Annotated in this window: 15 protein-coding genes and 2 tRNA genes; 10 read left to right on the top strand and 7 right to left on the bottom strand. The window is 47.8% G+C overall.

Annotation, left to right across the window (positions count from 1 at the left end):
* Nucleotides 1-310 precede the first annotated feature (310 nt).
* On the top strand, nucleotides 311-1,450 hold the full coding sequence (gene nspC / locus ACXAGQ_RS00815) for a carboxynorspermidine decarboxylase (RefSeq protein WP_475250977.1): 1,140 nt from the start codon (nucleotides 311-313) through the stop codon (nucleotides 1,448-1,450).
* Nucleotides 1,451-1,519: 69 nt separating this feature from the next.
* Here the strand turns inward: nspC and ACXAGQ_RS00810 are convergent, their stop codons facing one another.
* Complete coding sequence (locus ACXAGQ_RS00810; protein ID WP_475250975.1) at nucleotides 1,520-3,103, bottom strand: methyl-accepting chemotaxis protein; 1,584 nt, start codon at nucleotides 3,101-3,103, stop codon at nucleotides 1,520-1,522.
* A gap of 269 nt (nucleotides 3,104-3,372) precedes the next feature.
* Complete coding sequence (locus tag ACXAGQ_RS00805) at nucleotides 3,373-4,188, bottom strand: hypothetical protein (RefSeq protein WP_475250973.1); 816 nt, start codon at nucleotides 4,186-4,188, stop codon at nucleotides 3,373-3,375.
* A 261-nt stretch (nucleotides 4,189-4,449) separates the two neighbouring features.
* Here ACXAGQ_RS00805 and ACXAGQ_RS00800 point away from each other — a divergent pair.
* From ACXAGQ_RS00800 to ACXAGQ_RS00770, 7 genes are all read left to right on the top strand, one after another.
* Nucleotides 4,450-4,523 (top strand) — tRNA-Cys (locus ACXAGQ_RS00800).
* Between the two features lie 3 nt (nucleotides 4,524-4,526).
* A tRNA-Gly gene (locus ACXAGQ_RS00795) sits at nucleotides 4,527-4,602 on the top strand.
* A gap of 174 nt (nucleotides 4,603-4,776) precedes the next feature.
* Nucleotides 4,777-5,526, top strand: coding sequence for a 5-oxoprolinase subunit PxpA (locus ACXAGQ_RS00790; protein WP_475250971.1), 750 nt, complete (start codon nucleotides 4,777-4,779; stop codon nucleotides 5,524-5,526).
* Nucleotides 5,495-6,238, top strand: a complete 744-nt coding sequence (gene pxpB / locus ACXAGQ_RS00785) for a 5-oxoprolinase subunit PxpB (RefSeq protein ID WP_475250969.1) — start codon at nucleotides 5,495-5,497, stop codon at nucleotides 6,236-6,238. The genes ACXAGQ_RS00790 and pxpB overlap by 32 nt, the downstream gene beginning before the upstream one ends.
* Complete coding sequence (locus ACXAGQ_RS00780) at nucleotides 6,220-7,173, top strand: 5-oxoprolinase subunit C family protein (RefSeq protein ID WP_475250967.1); 954 nt, start codon at nucleotides 6,220-6,222, stop codon at nucleotides 7,171-7,173. Before pxpB ends, ACXAGQ_RS00780 begins: the two co-directional genes overlap by 19 nt.
* Nucleotides 7,174-7,202: 29 nt before the next feature.
* Nucleotides 7,203-7,796: a gamma-glutamylcyclotransferase family protein gene (locus ACXAGQ_RS00775; protein ID WP_475250965.1), complete on the top strand. Its 594-nt coding sequence runs from the start codon at nucleotides 7,203-7,205 to the stop codon at nucleotides 7,794-7,796.
* Complete coding sequence (locus ACXAGQ_RS00770) at nucleotides 7,765-8,016, top strand: hypothetical protein (RefSeq protein WP_475250963.1); 252 nt, start codon at nucleotides 7,765-7,767, stop codon at nucleotides 8,014-8,016. The genes ACXAGQ_RS00775 and ACXAGQ_RS00770 overlap by 32 nt, the downstream gene beginning before the upstream one ends.
* A gap of 29 nt (nucleotides 8,017-8,045) precedes the next feature.
* Here ACXAGQ_RS00770 and ACXAGQ_RS00765 read toward each other — a convergent pair whose 3' ends face one another.
* Together ACXAGQ_RS00765 and ACXAGQ_RS00760 are read right to left on the bottom strand one after the other, a co-directional pair.
* Nucleotides 8,046-8,822 carry a DUF3108 domain-containing protein gene (locus tag ACXAGQ_RS00765; RefSeq protein ID WP_475250961.1) on the bottom strand — a complete coding sequence of 259 codons (777 nt, stop codon included), beginning with the start codon at nucleotides 8,820-8,822 and terminating at the stop codon, nucleotides 8,046-8,048.
* Nucleotides 8,823-8,975: 153 nt separating this feature from the next.
* Complete coding sequence (locus tag ACXAGQ_RS00760; protein WP_475250959.1) at nucleotides 8,976-10,520, bottom strand: long-chain-fatty-acid--CoA ligase; 1,545 nt, start codon at nucleotides 10,518-10,520, stop codon at nucleotides 8,976-8,978.
* 401 nt (nucleotides 10,521-10,921) lie between these two features.
* On the opposite strand from ACXAGQ_RS00760, the gene ACXAGQ_RS00755 reads away from it, so the two are divergent.
* Nucleotides 10,922-11,140, top strand: a complete 219-nt coding sequence (locus tag ACXAGQ_RS00755; protein ID WP_475250957.1) for a hypothetical protein — start codon at nucleotides 10,922-10,924, stop codon at nucleotides 11,138-11,140.
* A gap of 217 nt (nucleotides 11,141-11,357) precedes the next feature.
* Nucleotides 11,358-11,831 (top strand): DUF2947 domain-containing protein, encoded by a 474-nt coding sequence (locus tag ACXAGQ_RS00750; protein ID WP_475250955.1) that lies wholly within the window; start codon nucleotides 11,358-11,360, stop codon nucleotides 11,829-11,831.
* Between the two features lie 84 nt (nucleotides 11,832-11,915).
* Here the strand turns inward: ACXAGQ_RS00750 and ACXAGQ_RS00745 are convergent, their stop codons facing one another.
* The 3 genes from ACXAGQ_RS00745 to ACXAGQ_RS00735 are packed head-to-tail and all read right to left on the bottom strand — an operon-like array spanning nucleotide 11,916 to nucleotide 16,565.
* The gene (locus tag ACXAGQ_RS00745) at nucleotides 11,916-13,943 is read right to left on the bottom strand and encodes a sensor domain-containing diguanylate cyclase (RefSeq protein WP_475250953.1); all 2,028 of its coding nucleotides are present in this window, start codon (nucleotides 13,941-13,943) and stop codon (nucleotides 11,916-11,918) included.
* A complete protein-coding gene (locus ACXAGQ_RS00740; protein ID WP_475250951.1) occupies nucleotides 13,936-14,508 on the bottom strand; it encodes a YfiR family protein in 573 nt (190 codons plus the stop codon). Before ACXAGQ_RS00740 ends, ACXAGQ_RS00745 begins: the two co-directional genes overlap by 8 nt.
* A complete protein-coding gene (locus tag ACXAGQ_RS00735; RefSeq protein ID WP_475250949.1) occupies nucleotides 14,508-16,565 on the bottom strand; it encodes a TonB-dependent receptor plug domain-containing protein in 2,058 nt (685 codons plus the stop codon). The genes ACXAGQ_RS00740 and ACXAGQ_RS00735 overlap by 1 nt, the downstream gene beginning before the upstream one ends.
* Nucleotides 16,566-16,867: the final 302 nt, after the last annotated feature.

The raw sequence follows: 16,867 nt of genomic DNA, 5'->3' as shown, positions 1-16,867 counted from the left end.
GCGCTCAGAACCTTTTTTTTCGTGAATTAGAGGTGGCCAAGTGTTGTCTCAAATTCCGACGATTTGTAATCAAAACCCGAAAATAGGTGGTTAAAGTTAACTGCCTAATTTATTGGGTAATATCAGAAGGGAGCAGCTACTGCTCCCTTCTTGGATAAGATTCTTAAATCGGTTGTCCTATCAATCGAAGTGAGGGACTGTTGAGAGTCGATATTTACCTGTTTTGTCCTGTCTGAACGCAGTGAGTTACAAAATAGGGAAATATTGAATCCAACATCCTTACAGACACAGCTTGAGTGTGTGAGAAAAAATGACATTTAAGAAAGAAGAATTGAAAACACCTTACTTCATGATCAATGAAGATAAGCTGATTGCCAACTTGGAAAAAGCCAAGCTGCTCAAAGAGCTTTCAGGTGTAAAACTGGTATTGGCCCTCAAGTGCTTCTCGACTTGGGGTGTGTTTGACATCATCAAGCCATACCTTGACGGTACAACCAGCAGCGGCCCGTATGAAGTCAAACTGGGCTACGAAACCTTCGGCGGTGAAACCCATGCTTACAGCGTTGGTTACAGCGAAGATGATGTACGTGAAGTGGCAGACATCTGCGACAAGATGATCTTCAACTCGCAAAGCCAGCTAGCCGCTTACCGCCACATCGTAGAAGGCAAAGCGTCATTGGGCCTACGCCTGAACCCAGGTGTGAGCTACGCAGGCCAAGACCTGGCAAACCCAGCTCGTCAATTCTCCCGTTTGGGCGTACAAGCAGATCACATCAAGCCGGAAGTATTCGAAAACCTAGATGGCGTCATGTTCCACATGAACTGTGAGAACAAAGATGTTGATGCATTCATCGGCCTGCTTGACGCTATATCTGAGCAATTCGGCAGCCATCTGGACAAGCTAGACTGGGTTAGCCTTGGCGGCGGTGTATTCTTCACCTGGCCGGGCTATGACATCGAGAAGCTGGCGCAAGCTCTGAAAGCCTTCTCTGAAAAACACGGCGTTCAGCTCTACCTTGAGCCGGGTGAAGCGATTATCACCAAAACAACCGACCTCGTAGTTACCGTTGTCGATATCGTTGAAAACGTTAAGAAGACCGCTATTGTCGATTCAGCGACAGAAGCCCACCGCCTAGATACTCTGATCTATGATGAGCCAGCTTCTGTACTTGAAGCATCAGAAAATGGTGATCACGAGTACGTGATTGGTTCTTGCTCATGCCTGGCTGGCGATCAGTTCTGTGTCGCTAACTTTGACCAACCGTTAGAGATTGGCCAGAGGCTTCACATCATGGATAGCGCGGGCTACACCATGGTGAAGCTGAACTGGTTCAACGGCCTGAAGATGCCATCCATCTACTGCGAACGCAGCAGTGGTGACATCCAAATGCTGAACGAGTTTGGCTATGAAGACTTCAAGCGCTCATTGTCACAGTGGTCAGTTTCTTGATTAATCACAGCTGATTGATGAAAAATGCCCGACAAATATCATTTGGCGGGCATTTTTGTTTGTGGTCAGTTATGTAAGGGTAAATCGATTGAGGAGTTTCTTCTGATCCACGGCTAACTGTGAGAGCTCTTTGCTAGCGGCTGTAGATTGGGAAATCCCCGTGACACTCTGGTGGATTGTTTCAACAGTGGCTGTGACGTTACTTGAAATTTCCACCGCCACCTGACTTTGCTCTTCTGCTGCTTGTGTCACCAATTGGCTTACTTGCTTCATGTCATCGACTGAACGCGAAATATTTGTGAATGCCTGACTGAGTTGCTCTCCCAAAGCCTTGGATTGCTGAATTAAATCCGCATTTGTCTCCATATGTTGGAAAGTGGTTTGGGTATAGGCCTGAAGCTCGTCTATAGTGCTTTTTATACTGAAGGTCGACTCTTGAGTTTTTACCGCCAGTGCTCTTACTTCATCAGCGACTACAGCAAAACCTCGCCCATATTCGCCTGCTCGGGCTGCTTCTATCGCCGCATTCAATGCCAGCAAATTAGTTTGATCTGAGATAGAGTTAATAACCTCAACCACATCTCCAATATTGACTGAGAGTGACTTTAAGTGTTCAACAACAGAGACAGAATCTATAACTGATTGCTCAATCTGGCTGTTCAAGGAATACGCATGCTGAAGTGACTCATCGCCGGTAGCAACATTATCAATGACTGTATTGTTTATTACCTGGGCCTTGCTGGCTTGCTCAGCAACTTGTTTGGCAGAACTGGTCAGTTGTTCTACGGCCGCAGAGACATTTTCAATCTGTGCTAACTCATGGTTGGAATTCTGCTGTGCCTGGTTCATAACCACCGCTAACTCTTCCGATGCTGATGCGACATTGTTGGATATATCCATCATTTTATGGAACGAACGGTTGAGGTGGCTGGACATCATTAACACATCCCGGTAAATACCTTTTTCCCCACCATGCGATTGGGCCGAAAGATCCCCTTGGCTAATCAGCTGAATTTTATGTGATATTTCATCTGGCTCACCTCCGACATAATTTGAGGTAAATCGGTAAATGACAAACCCTATGGACAGTGTTGCTGACAGGCAAAACAGCATGATAATAGAGATTAGGTACTTGGCAGATTCCGCATCGGCAAGGCTTTCCTGATAAAGTGTCTGCGCGATGGTTTGTTGGATATTGGTTAGCTCTAACCCAATTTCTGACAAGATATCAACGCGTTGATACAGTTCCGTTATCACAGCCGCTGTTACAGGCCGATAGGTCGCTGTTTGTAGGTACTGTTCAACGACATTTTTTTGCTGTTCAAAACTGGTTGCAATAGCCTGCTCTTCGGGGGTGAGGTAGGTAGCCATATACGCTGCCCACTGCTCATCAACGGCAAGAAGCCCAGATTGAATTGAGTTTTGTAGGTCTTGCTGGGTAAAAATGCCAATGTGGTACTTATTAAAAGCATCAATAAAGCTTACTGCAAAAGTGTCGTTAATAACTTTCAATTGCCCCATAGGAATGACTCTGTCTTTATAGAGTTCACTTGATTTTTCATTAATTTTATTGAATGAAACGTTAGTCGCTAAAAAAATGACGATAAACGCCAATAAATTAACACTAAAAAGTAAAATCAGCCTTTTTTTCATAATTATGTTGTGTTGACAGTAAATAAACCAGCATTGTAATTAAATTGAGAGATATTGTTATGTGGCCTAATCAATTTTTACTTATTCCTCTCGGGTATTTATATAAAACCCTTAATATTCAATATCTTGTTATGATTTGGTGAGTGTGAAAAGTGTAACTATTTATATTTCTATCTTTTTTGTGTTCCCACTTCCCATCTATATCGTTAAAGTGTTGGCCGTTCCGATGCGGTCAGTAATTACTTTTGAAGGTAAATATTTATCAGAGGTTAAAACCGACACTGCAGAATATTCCCGTCCGAGTCGAAAGAAACATATAACGTTTGCCAATTCACCCCGGTATGCTCGAATGCCGCAAGGCACGTATTATTCTGGATAGCGACATCGCTCACCTCACCTGCACTAATAATCACATCCAATCCCTTAATTCGTTCAGAAATGTATGAGCTGTACTGAGCGTCGTATTGGCTGAGTAGAACGATCTTGTTTCTGCCTTGGGTCGCCAGCCTGTCAACTGAGTGGGCGAGTACCGTCAAATCGTGGGCGAGGGGAGCATCTTGTTCAGAATGCGTTTGCTTGATGAGTGACAAGTACGCGATGGACTCGCTCTCTTGCTGTTGTTCAAACACATCTGCCCGAGCCTTGTTTGGGTTGTAGGCAAACACATCCGTAGCAGCTTGAGCCATACCAAAGTCAATATTACTGGCAAGGATAGCTTGCTCTGCACTTGCGTTACCTTCAGGCTTATCATTGCCTGCTTTGTTGGAGATCATAGCCGTTACATACGAGAAAGCTGGGGTAAGGATAGGCTTGTCATGTTGCTGATCTGAGTAAAATGCAATGAAAGCGGCGTTATTGTCAGCAGCCTTTCTTGATGCTATCCGATATTGGTGGTTTAGCCAGTTCTCCGTTTTCTTCGGGGCATACTTTTGCCATGAAGTGTTACTGGACTCCTGCAGAAGATAATCTGGAGCTTGGGTAATGAAGCTGATCCCTGTCGTTATCGGCTGATGTTGCTTGGGACTGCAAGCAGTTAATGGGGTGGCTGCAATGGCGAGTAAGCCGATGCGAAAAAGGGTAGTCATGATTAATCGAGATGGTAATTGTGACGAAGGTCACTATTTTCCAAGATCTCCTTGAGGTATTCAAGCATTCTAGGTAGGCAGCTTTGCTTTAATTGTTTGGGGTTATAGAGTCATCATTTGATGAGAAAATATTCGACTTGATATTGTTTGGTTGCAAAGTGACCGCTTGACAATATTTCCCCAAATTTCTTGTTGACTCGATTAGCTCAATCCGTAGAATGCACCCCATACCTCAGCGGGGAACACCTCGTAGGTATTGAAGGCGCGTTGGCAGAGTGGCTATGCAGCGGATTGCAAATCCGTGGACCTCGGTTCGACTCCGGGACGCGCCTCCATTTGCGACACTAGCTCAGTTGGTAGAGCGCAACCTTGCCAAGGTTGAGGTCACGAGTTCGAACCTCGTGTGTCGCTCCAGTTTAAGAAAAAGCCCTAGCAGAAATGCTGGGGCTTTTTCGTATCTGGCCTTCACAGCCTTTCCTCATACTGTCCGCTCCGAGAACTGCTTGTTATACTTATTCGAGTAGATTTAATATCAACCACTTAGTTTGATAACTAATAAGCTAACGTTGGTGTAAGCAGGGAGCAGATATGAAACTCAATTGTGATATGGGTGAGAGCTTTGGCAGCTGGACGATGGGGAAGGATGCCGACGTCATGCCGTATATCGACATGGCCAACATTGCCTGTGGATTCCACGCCTCAGACCCAGATCATATGGCCAAGACCATACAATTGGCACTGGAAGATAACGTCGAAATTGGTGCCCATCCTGGCTACGACGACAAGAGTGGTTTTGGGCGCCGTTCTATCCCCCACAGTGCTGAAGCTATTACCCGATTGGTCGCCTATCAAATTGGTGCGCTCGAAGCGCTTTGCCAGTTATATGGAGGTGTTGTTAGTTATGTTAAACCTCACGGTGCGCTGTACAACGACATGATGGCACAGCCGTGGATCTTCGAAGCGATTCTCAGCGCCATAGCAGAAATAACCCAATACCGCTCCTCGCCGTTGAAACTGATGATCTTAGCCAGGCGAGATAATCAACACTATAAAGAGCTAGCATCACAGCGTAACGTAGAGTTGTTGTTCGAAGGCTTTGCGGATAGGGCTTACGATAGCCAAGGCTTGCTGGTGCCCAGGTCTCAAGCCGGTTCGGTTTACCATGACAGCCAAAGGATTCGCCAACAGGTTGCTGAGCTAGCCAAAGGTAAAATAACCACCATCGATGGTAGGGTGTTAGCGCTTGAAGTCGATACGGTTTGCGTGCATGGCGACAACGACGAGTCGATAGCGGTGGTGCGGCAGCTTGCAGAGGATCTGGCCAATGTTCAAGATTGAACCCGTTTCTGAGTGCAATGCGATAGTCTATTTTGGTGATCACATTGATCTTTCGCTTACACCAAAGATCAGCCAGTTTGTCGCCTACCTGAATTCTTTATCACACCCTGCTTTGATCGAGGCGATCCCTTCCTATACCTCGGTGTTGATCCAGTACCGTCCAGATATGTTGAGCTACGAACAGCTCGTCGGTGTGCTGGCCGCTTATTCGGCACATGCAGAACAGGCCAGTAATAGTGCCGAGGACGAACCAGGACATGGCGATTACCAGCCAAAGCTTATCGCTTTGCCTGTTTACTACGGGGACGAGGCCGGCCCCGATTTAGCCTCTTTGGCGCACGCTAAAGGGATGAGTGTTGAAGCGGTGATCCAGCGCCATAGCCAGCAGGTTTATACCGTTTGTGCCATCGGATTCGCGCCGGGCTTTGCCTTTCTTGCATCGGTCGATGAGTCCATCGCGGCCCCTCGCCATAGTGAACCACGGAAGTGGGTGCCAGCTGGCAGTGTAGGTATCGCTAATCAACAAACGGCGGTATACCCAAATGATTCGCCGGGCGGGTGGCAGATTATCGGCAATTGCCCGCAGGCTTTATTCCAGCCCGACCAGTCACCCATGACCCCTTTTCAAGTTGGCGATAAGGTGCAATTTTCACCAATATCCAAGGATGCGTTTTTAGCTCAAGGAGGACAGTTATGGCCACAATGGAAGTGATCCGGCCGGGTATGCTCACTCTGATCCAAGATGTTGGGCGCTATGGTGCGGGGGCTCAGGGTTTAAGCCAGGGCGGGGCGGTTGATCTGCATGCGTTTTGCTGGGCTAATTATCTGCTCGCCAATGATACCAACAGTGCGATGCTGGAAATTACGCTGGGTCAAGCTGAATTCCATGTCTTGCAAGACTGCCATATTGCGGTGACAGGCGCGGACATGCAGCCACAGTTAGATGGTGTCCTTTTACCCATGTGGCAAAGCATTGAGGTGAGAAAAGGACAAAGGATAGTGTTCGGTTTTGCCCGCTCGGGGCTTAGAGCATATTTGGCTGTCCAGGGCGGGTTTGATGTACCTACGGTACTGGGTAGTGCTGCCTGTGTGCCGCGAAACCAATTGGGCGGCTTGCACCAAGGCAAAGGCTTAGAGAAAGGGGATCGACTACTGGTGAACCCGTTATCTGCGGAGGCATTGAAGCAGATGGAAGGGGACGGGGTTCACCGCCAAGCATCAGCGCGCTTTATTCCGGACTACAACAAGCCCATCCAATTGCGGGTGATAGAGTCTTACCAGCAGGCGAGCTTTCCAGACAGTGAAAAGCAGCGCTTCTATTCAGGGCGCTATACTGTTAGTCAGGAAACTGACCGCATGGGCTGCAAGCTGTCAGGAGAGCCGATCCAAGCAGATGTTGAAGGGATTGTGTCGGAAGGGATAGCGCTGGGGGCGGTTCAGATTCCCCCCAACGGCCAACCCATCGTTTTGCTTAATGACAGGCAGACACTTGGTGGCTACCCCAAGTTAGGCTGTGTTGCTCGTATTGACTTGCCAAGGCTGGCTCAGGCAAGGCCGGGTACCGAAGTGATGTTTAAACGTGCTACATTGGCAGAAGTCATTGAGCAATGGCAGCAGTTTTCGCGCTTTTTTGGTTTATCGCTTTGAGTGAGTGTTAGAGAGGGTGTAGCAGTTATATGTATATTTTTGGTTATGGCAGTTTGATTAACCACGCATCTCGTTTGTTAACCGGGCAGGCGAAAGAAGCCCAGCCTGTTACCGTCCATGGCTTGCAGCGCCATTGGGGGAAGGTAGATGGCTCTTATCGTATTTCACCTTTGGTCGCAGCTCTGGGTGACGGGCTCTGCAATGGCGTGCTTGTCAAAGTGGATGAAAAGGCACTGCAGCAGTTCGACCACCGAGAAAGAGGCTACCGCCGCATAGAGCTTGACCCCTCTCAGGTCAAATCCCAGCAGCCATTGGCTGGCGATTTGCCGGTATGGGTTTATACCAAAGATGATCATGAGCCTCCCTGCCACCTCCAGCCGATCATGCAGACTTATGTGGATACGGTATTAGCCGGCTGCCTCTCAATATCTAGCACTTTCGCCAGCACATTTGTCGAGACGACGATTGGCTGGCATCATCCTCTTGAAAATGATCGTCACCAGCCCAAATATGGCAACCATGCTGGTGTGGAGGACGATCACCTCGTACATATCGATCAACTTCTGTCTCAGGTAAGAACAAAGCACCATCATGGCAAAACCCAATATGAAAGGCCCAACTAAAACCGTTGAAATCTATTGTGCGGGATGCAAAACCAAATTGTATAAATACCGTAAAGGCGGCAAAGGGGCGTTGGTGAAGTGTTTCAAAGAGCGGATTGTCAAAGACTTTACCCTGCAAGAAGGCGTGTGCCCCAACTGCGAACAAACTTTTGCCCGGGACACGTTAATTAGAGGTGCTCCCGCCCTGAAAATGATTGGGGGGAAAGTGTCGATGAAGTAGGCTAGGCCTTGCCAAGAGGTGAAGGGCACTCAGTCGTTGTTCGGGACAGGCATGACTGTGTTCATTGAAAACTGGCTTGTCGGGGGACACACCTTTTTATTGCTAAGCAGGACGGCTTTGAGATCCAGTATCTTACGCTTGTAGGTGGCTCGCACTAATTGGTAGTCAACATCTGGCGAGAACCACATGACAAATTGACGGTCGCTCTTCCTAACTTGCTCAACCCGGATCGCATTGATGCTACCGAAGTTGGAATTGATCTTTTCTTTGCCTTGGACCCGGAAATAATAGCGGTTCACATCGTCGGTATCTTGCAGGTTGTACTCAAACTGGGTTTTGCCTTCGATTAACCCCAACCGCATTTGGCTCCCAATGGCATCTGCATCAAGCAGGGGCAGGGTGTCACTGGTAAATGAGGAGACTTTGCCATCGACGGTGACTTTGGACGAGCTGCCATCATTGTTGAACGAGACATTGGTGCTCCCGCCCAACAAGCCTTTTACTTCCCGGCGAAACCCTTTAGACAGGAAGCTTTGCTGCTCTTCCGACCAATAGACTTGGCTTTGCTGGTTGAAGCGGGTTTTGGTCGCCAGCACCTCAATATTGCTATAGGCATTGATTTGCGCTTGCTTGTCTTGCCAGCGCAGCACCCGAGTCATCTGGCCTATTTTCAAGTTGTTGAAAAATAGCTGGTATGTCAGCGTTTTCGTGCACTGATGGAAGGCATTAGGCGGTTCGGCTTGAACCTTGGCAGAAGCGAAGGGGCTGAGGTAGGCCAATATAAAGATATAAGGTATTACCCGCACACTCGCACCTTCTCAACTTAATCGCGCTAGACAATGTAATTAAGTTAGCAGGGCTGGTGGCAATATGCCAAATTGGCCTGTCTTAACTATTGGCCTGTCTTAATAACAGGCCAACAAAGGTTTATGAGGTATTGAACAGGGTTTTTAAACCGGCTATTTCAGCAGGCGCTTGAGGATTTTCCCCGTCGCTGTCATCGGTAGCTCCCCGGCAATCTCAATGAGGCGGGGATATTTGTAATCGGCCAAACGTTCTTTGCCCCATGCGACCAGTTCCTTGCCAGTGGCCGTCGCGTTGTCTTTGAGGACAACAAAGGCTTTGGCTTCTTCACCATATGTCTTGTGGGGTACGCCGATAACCGCAATCATCGAAACATCAGGGTGAGTCATAAAGGTTTCTTCAATATCTCGCGGATAAATGTTGAATCCACCACGGATGATCACCTCTTTTAGGCGGTCAACCACGTATACATAGCCTTGTTCGTCCATGCGAACGATGTCACCGGTGTGGAGCCAGCCATTGACCACGGTTTTAGCGGTTTCTTCAGGCTTCTTATAGTAGCCTTTCATCACGTTATGGCCGCGGATCAGGAGTTCGCCTTCTTTGCCGCGTGGAACCTCCTCGCCATTGTCATCGACAACTTTCATCGCAACGCCTGGCAATGGCTGGCCGATACTGCCGGGCTTACGCTCATATTCTAAGTGGTTAAAAGCGGCAACAGGGGAAGACTCAGACAAGCCATAGCCTTCGATGACGGGAACTTTTAGTTTTTCTTCGAACTGCTTAAGGATTTCCACCGGCATAGAGGCCCCGCCCGAAATAGTGACTTTGAGGTTATCTGCGATTTCGTCGATGTCTGCGTTGCCATGCTTTTCAGCAAAGGCAAGCAGTCCCATGAACATGGTAGGTACCCCAGCCATATGCGTTACTTTATGTTTGTACATTTGTTGGAAGACATTTTTGGGTACAAAGCGCGGGATCAGAACCAGGGCGCTACCGGCCAGCATAGACGTATTCATGATTAACGACTGGCCGAAGGTATGGAACAGTGGCAGGATGGCGATGCTAACATCAGAGCCTTTTTGGTTTGTCAGGGCTTGGCAGGCTTGGGCGTTACACAGCATATTGCTCTGGCTGAGCTCAGCCCCCTTGGCACGCCCTGTCGTGCCAGATGTATATAAGATCACACACGTATCTTCTGCACGTCGGTATACCGCTTCAAAATCCCTGCTTCCGGTCTTGAGCCATTGGTTGAAGCTATGTGCGCCTTCGGGTAGCGGGGCACCATTGCCAGATTCAATAGAAATAAAATGTTGGCAGCTATCGGTTTGCTTGAAACCTTCCAAGCAATACTCACCGCTTGGCAGCGTGCTGTTGCCCTCGAAACTAATAACGGCGACGGCATCTGAGTCATTGAGGTGGTAGGCCACTTCTGGGCCTTTGAGCATAATGTTCAGCGGGACGGTAACGGCGCCTACTTTTTGGATCGCGTAGTAGCCGATAACAAAAGCTGGCATATTCGGACAGGAAATTGCCACTTTGTCATCAGGCTTGATACCGATTTCACAAAGTTGGTTGGCGATGGCATTGACCATATGATTGAGTGTACGGAAATTGATTTTCTCATCGTTGAAAACCAATGCGGTGTCATTGCCTCGGAAGTCAGCGTTGCGCTCAAGGTTGGTGGCTAAGTTGTACATACTGTAATTTGTTGTTGTATTTGTTTTGCATTTTAAAACTTCAGCTTCAAAACCGCTACTGGGTTACGTTTTTAATATCGGAAGATTAGACATGTGTCCGTAGCCATGCCAAAGAATAAAGACAATTTTGTCAGGTTGAGCCTACTCACAAAAGTATGAATCTTTTTTGTATGAATGAAGAAATTTTAATGATATTTTTAATTTATATATATCAATGGTTTATGTTTTTATTGTGAATGTTAATAATAACGTGGCAAAAGTTGTGGAATTAACTCATTGATATATATAGGCATGAGTTTTGGCTTTTAGTTGATATATATGAACGTCGTAAGAGCATTATTTGACGATTTTCTTAACGCCTCCTATTTTTATTTGGGCTCAATCAATAGAGGTGTGGAAAGATGAAGAAAATGAACTCGGCTTACCGCTTGCAAATCATCAAAGAAGTAGCGACTCGCCGTCGTTTGACGACAGGTGGGGATCCGATGGCATGCCACATCTCGAAGTTGATTGAATCTAGCAAAGAAGAAACGACAATTGTAGAAAAGCACTATACCGGTTGTCATTATGATGATGCCGTAGGTGGCTGGGTAAGTAATTTGTGGGATCAGAAAAAATAAATTGAATCAGTCAGTTCTCGAGCGGTTTCCATGGCCGCTCGATATCGTTTTCACATCCTTTGGCGTCCACCTTTAAAAAGCCTTCTCAAACGACCTTTTCCATGCGGCAGGGACAAACACTTATATAAGCGATAGTTCTGGCTTAAATCGGATATTTACTGGCACAAAGCGGGCGACTCAGGTACATTTCCCCCGTCATAGATTGTTAGGTCGTCCAATGAACTACGTAGAGTTAGATAGCTATTCCCGAAAGTGGATTTTTACCCATGCTTCAATGCCTGTTGCTGAATCAGACTTGGAGAAAATTAAACCTTTTACCCAAGCCCGCTCTGCACAAGTTTGGGGTGAGCATATCAGCCGCCAGAGCCCCGATGCCGATCATTTCGGGAAAGGTGATTGGGCACATGATGACAAAATTTGGTCTGAAGCGATTGATTGGCAAGAAGCTTGGGATACCGATGAACCTGATCTACCAGAAGAAATGATGGAATTCCTAAATTGGGAAGATAATACCACTGTGTTCTTCTGCTACGAGAAGTACAACGTGATTGAAACTAAATGGGACGTTTTTAAGCGCAACTGGAAAAACTTCCTGTTTTTCGATGACGGCCCGATCCTGCTTGGCCGTAAGAAATCACAAGCCGTTTGGTTTAGCTCCAAAGGCACATTCCGTCTGGCTCATCGCCCATAGCCAACGACGGACTCTTCCTTATTGATGGAAAAATAATACCGCCGCCCTGTAATCAACAGTGGCAGCGGTACTAATTCTATCCCTCTATGGAGTATCCGGGAGATTCTTAGGCTCTCGGTGCTGGGAAGGCAGGTAATGAATGAGCTGCCCTTTGCCTTTCAGCTTGGCTTTATACATCGCCTTATCTGCCCGCCGCAAAATATCATTGATATTCTGATATTCGTCGCTTTGAACGAGATAGCTGCCGATACTGGCACCGATTTTCAGCTGGTAACCATCGATCTTCATTGGCGAAGCGATTGAGCGCATGATTTGCTGGCAGGTCTCCTGGATTGCCGTTGGATCTTGTCCTTCAGATAGCACGATGACGAATTCATCTCCTGCAATGCGAGCGACGATATCATGCTGTTTGACTGCCTCGGTCAGTCGGTTGGCAATAGTGATCAGTACTTGATCGCCAATATCATGCCCAAAGTTGTCGTTAACATTTTTAAACCCGTCCAAATCAAGAAACAATACGCAAAATGAATGGCCGGATAGCTGCTGCTCGCGGAGCTTGTCATAAAGGGTTTGGTAAAGCTTGCCCCGGTTAGGCAGGTTGGTCAGTACATCATGGTTAGCTTGGTATTCTAGCTGCTTCATCTTTTTCATCGAGCGCAGATCCGAGCCGATCACAACCGTTTGTTGATCTTGGCTGTGCGGATCATTGATTTGGCTAATTCGGATATACAAAGGGAGATCCTGTCCGCTCTTGGTCCATAAACTGATTTCGCCATGCCACTGGGTTTGAGTAGCCAGGGCTTCCTTGATTTGAGAGACCACCGGGGCGAACTGATCTTCATCGATGATATGGTGGTAGTGCTTGCCCATGATATCTTTTTCTTCAAAGCCCGAAAGCCGTACAAAGGTTGTATTGACCATGCTGATTTTGTCTTCTCGGTCGAAGAGCAAAATCGCATCTTGGCTATTGTCAAAAACCTTGCTGACGAGCTTTTGCTGTCGGTCAGCACGCTGTCGCTCTGTAACATCCTCAATAGCAAATAGCGCCTGCTGCTTGTTGCGAAGCGGCCGGCTGACAAGCTGGAATACTCTTGATTCTTGCTTTGAAGGGCGGCTTTCAATGACCAGGTGCTCGATTTCTTTGTGCTTATTGAGTGTGTCATTAAGCAACAGCAGGAAGGCATTGCGTTCGACTGGCTGCAGGATATTGATCAGCGGTTGGTTGAACAGCTGAAAGGATGAAAGCTCGAACATGTTTTGGCAGGCTTGGTTGGCGAGGGTGATGATCCCCTGGCGGTCAACAACGATCAAGGCATGCTGTACGGTTTCAATTACCTCGTCAGCAAAAGCTTTCTCCATCGCAAGGGTTTGCATCGCAGTACGAAGCTCTTTGTTGCGCTGATTGACAGTATTTACCATGTTGTTGAACCCGAAAGTTAACTCATTGAGTTCGTCATTGGTAAAAGGGCTGTGGGGAATGGGCTGGTGGGCGTCTCCCTTTATCAGGCGCCTGATCCCTTTATTGAGTTCAGTAATTGGCGTCACCACCCAGTGCTGGATCCTGTTGATAAAATACATGCTGGTAATGATCAGTATGATAAACAGGAACAGGCTGACTTTTAGGTGGGTTATCTGGATCTCGTTGAGCTTATGCAACGAAACGGCGAGGTGGATGTGGGCAATTTCTTCACTGTCTAAAGTCACCGGCACGATAAGATACAGGTTGTCACTGCCAAAAGTGTATCCAGCTTGGTGTATTTGCTGTTGCTGAAGCTTAGTTGGCACTGAGTAAGGCAGGTTGTTGTTCTCGAACTCGGCAAAAAGAGAATGGTCTGGTAACTCCAAGCGGGCACGTACAATGAGATCGTCAGCTTTCAGGGCCGAAAGGACCTCTTTGGCAGCAAAGGTGTCATGAAACAATACGGGTGCAGACAAATTACTCCCCACGCCTTTGGCCAGTACTTGTGTTCTTGCAACCAGGTTATCCCGTTCTATCGCCAGGTAACTTTGGTAGCTGATAAATTGGAAGCCCAGCAGTACCAGCAAGTTAAAGCTCATTATTGGAAATGATAACCGTTGGTTGAGGGTGAGGTTTTTGAGCCAATTATTCATTGCTGCCTCCGTTCTCCCCATGGCTTTGTGTCGCATGGCTTTGTGTCGCGTGCAAGGCGATTCTCAATAGCTTCGAGCTGACATCGAGCTGGCTGTTTTGAATGTTACCGCGGTGAAGGGCGGGCTTGACTTGATAGTTGAGCGTGCGTAACTCGATCATCCCCCCTTCTGAGAGCACCTTAGGGGAGTCACTGATAGTCAGCAGGCCCTTATATTGTGGTAGTGGTGTGATAGGTTGCATCGCGTCTTGGGTGATAAAAATAAGATCACAATGCAGCGCGGCATCAGCCAATGAGTGGGTTGCTGTCAGCTCCCCGCGGATACCTTCTTGGCTAAATAGCCTTTCTAGACTTTGTGTAGTGGCATCTGTGCCTAGGGTGCAGTACTTAAGGTTGTTTTTTTTCCCTTCCGGCCAGCGAATGAAACTGGCCAGACGGTAAACATAGACGGCTTTTATATCATGCTCGGAAAAGCTTTGGCTTTGCGGGCTCTTACCCTGCGCCTCCCAGCTGAAAGCCAGAAAAGCAATTGCAGAGAAGAAGGTGGGATACAAACGGTGAAACATTACTGGAACCCCCAGTTCGCCTTGAGGTATACCGTTTGTTCGATACCGGCTTTGCCTGGCATATCCTCGTACCGGTCTTTACCCAATGCATCAACGATTAATTCGATACGAGGCCAATGGGCTTTTTCTTGCCATGCAACCCTAGCGTCCAGCGTGCTGATGGACGGGGCTTCAAGCATAGCGAGGTGTGAGGACACGGCACTTTTATGCTTGAACCAAAGGTCTAACTGCCATGCCGGGGTCACTTGCCACAGGCTTTGCACCGAGACCAGGTGGGCCGGCTGGTGCTCATACATTAATTTGCTGCCGGTAATGGCATCGGGCTGGCAATTGACATGGCCCGAGCAAGAAGCCGACGTCTGGATGTAGCTATAGCTGGTGTTAAGGCTGAGCGCGGGCAGTGGCGACCAGTTGATTGCGGTTTCGAAACCGTAATTGTCGATTTTCAGGTTATCGCTGTAGCTTTGTACCAGGGTAAACATTTCGGCAGGCAGCCGGGTACCGTCCGAACACTGTCCATAGATGCATAGCCATTGACTGTCGTTCTCCATAACAATGTTGTCGTATTGGCTATAAAAAACAGTACTATCTACGGACAGCTGATCGGAGAAGGTATAACGATGACCCATATCAAGGGTGACGACTGACTCAGTATCAAGATCCTCGTTGGCTGCCGTGTATACAAGCGCTGGACGGTTGTCTTGGCAGTCCTCGCTGAGGCATGCCGAGGTTAAAAAGTAGCCATCTGTTTTGGTGGCAACAAATGACGGTGTGGCTACCGCACGGGCGGCACCAAGCCAAAAGTGTTGGTTATCACTGGGTTTGTAAAGCAAACGGGCCTGAGGTTGAAGCTCTGTGCTGTTATTCAGGCTGAAGTGTTCGACCTTCAGCCCCAGCGTTGAAGTCAGGGTTTCGGTTAATTCGGATTCCAGCTGGATATAGGTATTGAATATTGTGTCGGTGCCGATGGGATCATGGCTGTAGCGCCCCCAAGGTGCAATATGCTGGTATTGATTATCTGGGTAGGGTGCTGTCCTACGGTGGATCATGCGAGCCCCGCCGCCAAATGTAAGCTGATGCGCCGGGGTGAGCTGATGATGGGCAAGAACATCCAGATCAACTGTATCGAAATCTCCTTCGGCAGAGGGTTCATCGGTCGAGTTGGTATCAGCCCATAGCTTGAATTCATAGAAGCCTTGGTGATGTTGCTCCTGCCAGTTTAGAAGGAAATATGCACCTTCTGAGTACACATCGAGTTCGGTTTGATGGTAAAGGCCGAAGGGCGTCGAAGAAAAGTCTGCATAATACCAAAGGTGCTCTGACTTGCTTTGGTAACCGCCGACCTCGAGGGTGACTTTACGATCCCCTCTGTGGTAATCCGTTTTGATTCCACCGCGGAGGTTACGCCAGGTATCATTATTCTCAGTGTAGTAATCGCCCTTGACCCCTTTTACAAATGCTCGGGCGGTCAGGTCAGTACTCAATTGGGAGCCATAACGGTAGTTGACTTCCTGGTAGCCAAATTCCCCTCCAGCTAATTCTGTGTAATGGCCCAGTGTGTCTTTGGTGTCTTTGGTAATGATATTGACGACACCGTTGGTTGCATTGCCTCCCCAAATGGTGCCTGCCGCCCCACGGATGATTTCTATCCGGTCAATATCTTCAAGCAAGGTGTCGATGGTATGCCAAAATGTGCCAGACATGAGTGGGCTATAGACCGAGCGACCGTCGATCATAACGAGCAGCTTATTGAATAAGACTTCATTGAGCCCGCGGAGAGAGACTTGCCAGTTGAATTCCGAGATGCGGGTAACTTGAACGCCGGGGGCCAAGGCGAGGGCTTCTGCCACAGATCGGACGCCACTTCGTCTTATTTGCTCGTTGGTGATCACATAAACCGCAGCGGGAATATCCTCGAGTGATTGCGGCTTTTTGGCGGCAGACGTGATATGAAAATCGACCAAGGTGAGCTCTTCTAGGCTCATCTCCATCAGTTGTTCTAGGTCGTTTGCCTGTGCGCTGGCTGCCGTAATGCCAGCCGCAATACCAGTCAACATCGACAGCAATACCCTGTTGCAAGAATATTGAAACAAGTCTGTGAGAGAGAGGGGGGCTGGCATATAATATCGACCTGTCTAAAGCGGCGTGGCTGGATAGACAGATAATAAAATATATCCTTAAAATTTAAATGTTTATGTCGATGGGCAAAAGGTGGTGCTTATTTCCAAAAGCGATACATCCGGCTATTTGTTCAGCGGTGGATTCCTCAAGGGAATACCCATAAAGGCAATAAATTGTCATGCTTACTTGAATAAAGAACCACTGTGTAAGTTAGCCTGTGTTTTTGGGTTTTAATGGG

It is taken from the genome of Photobacterium sp. ABD4_091 (assembly GCF_056160145.1).
This window is presented reverse-complemented; position numbering and strand designations above follow the sequence as displayed.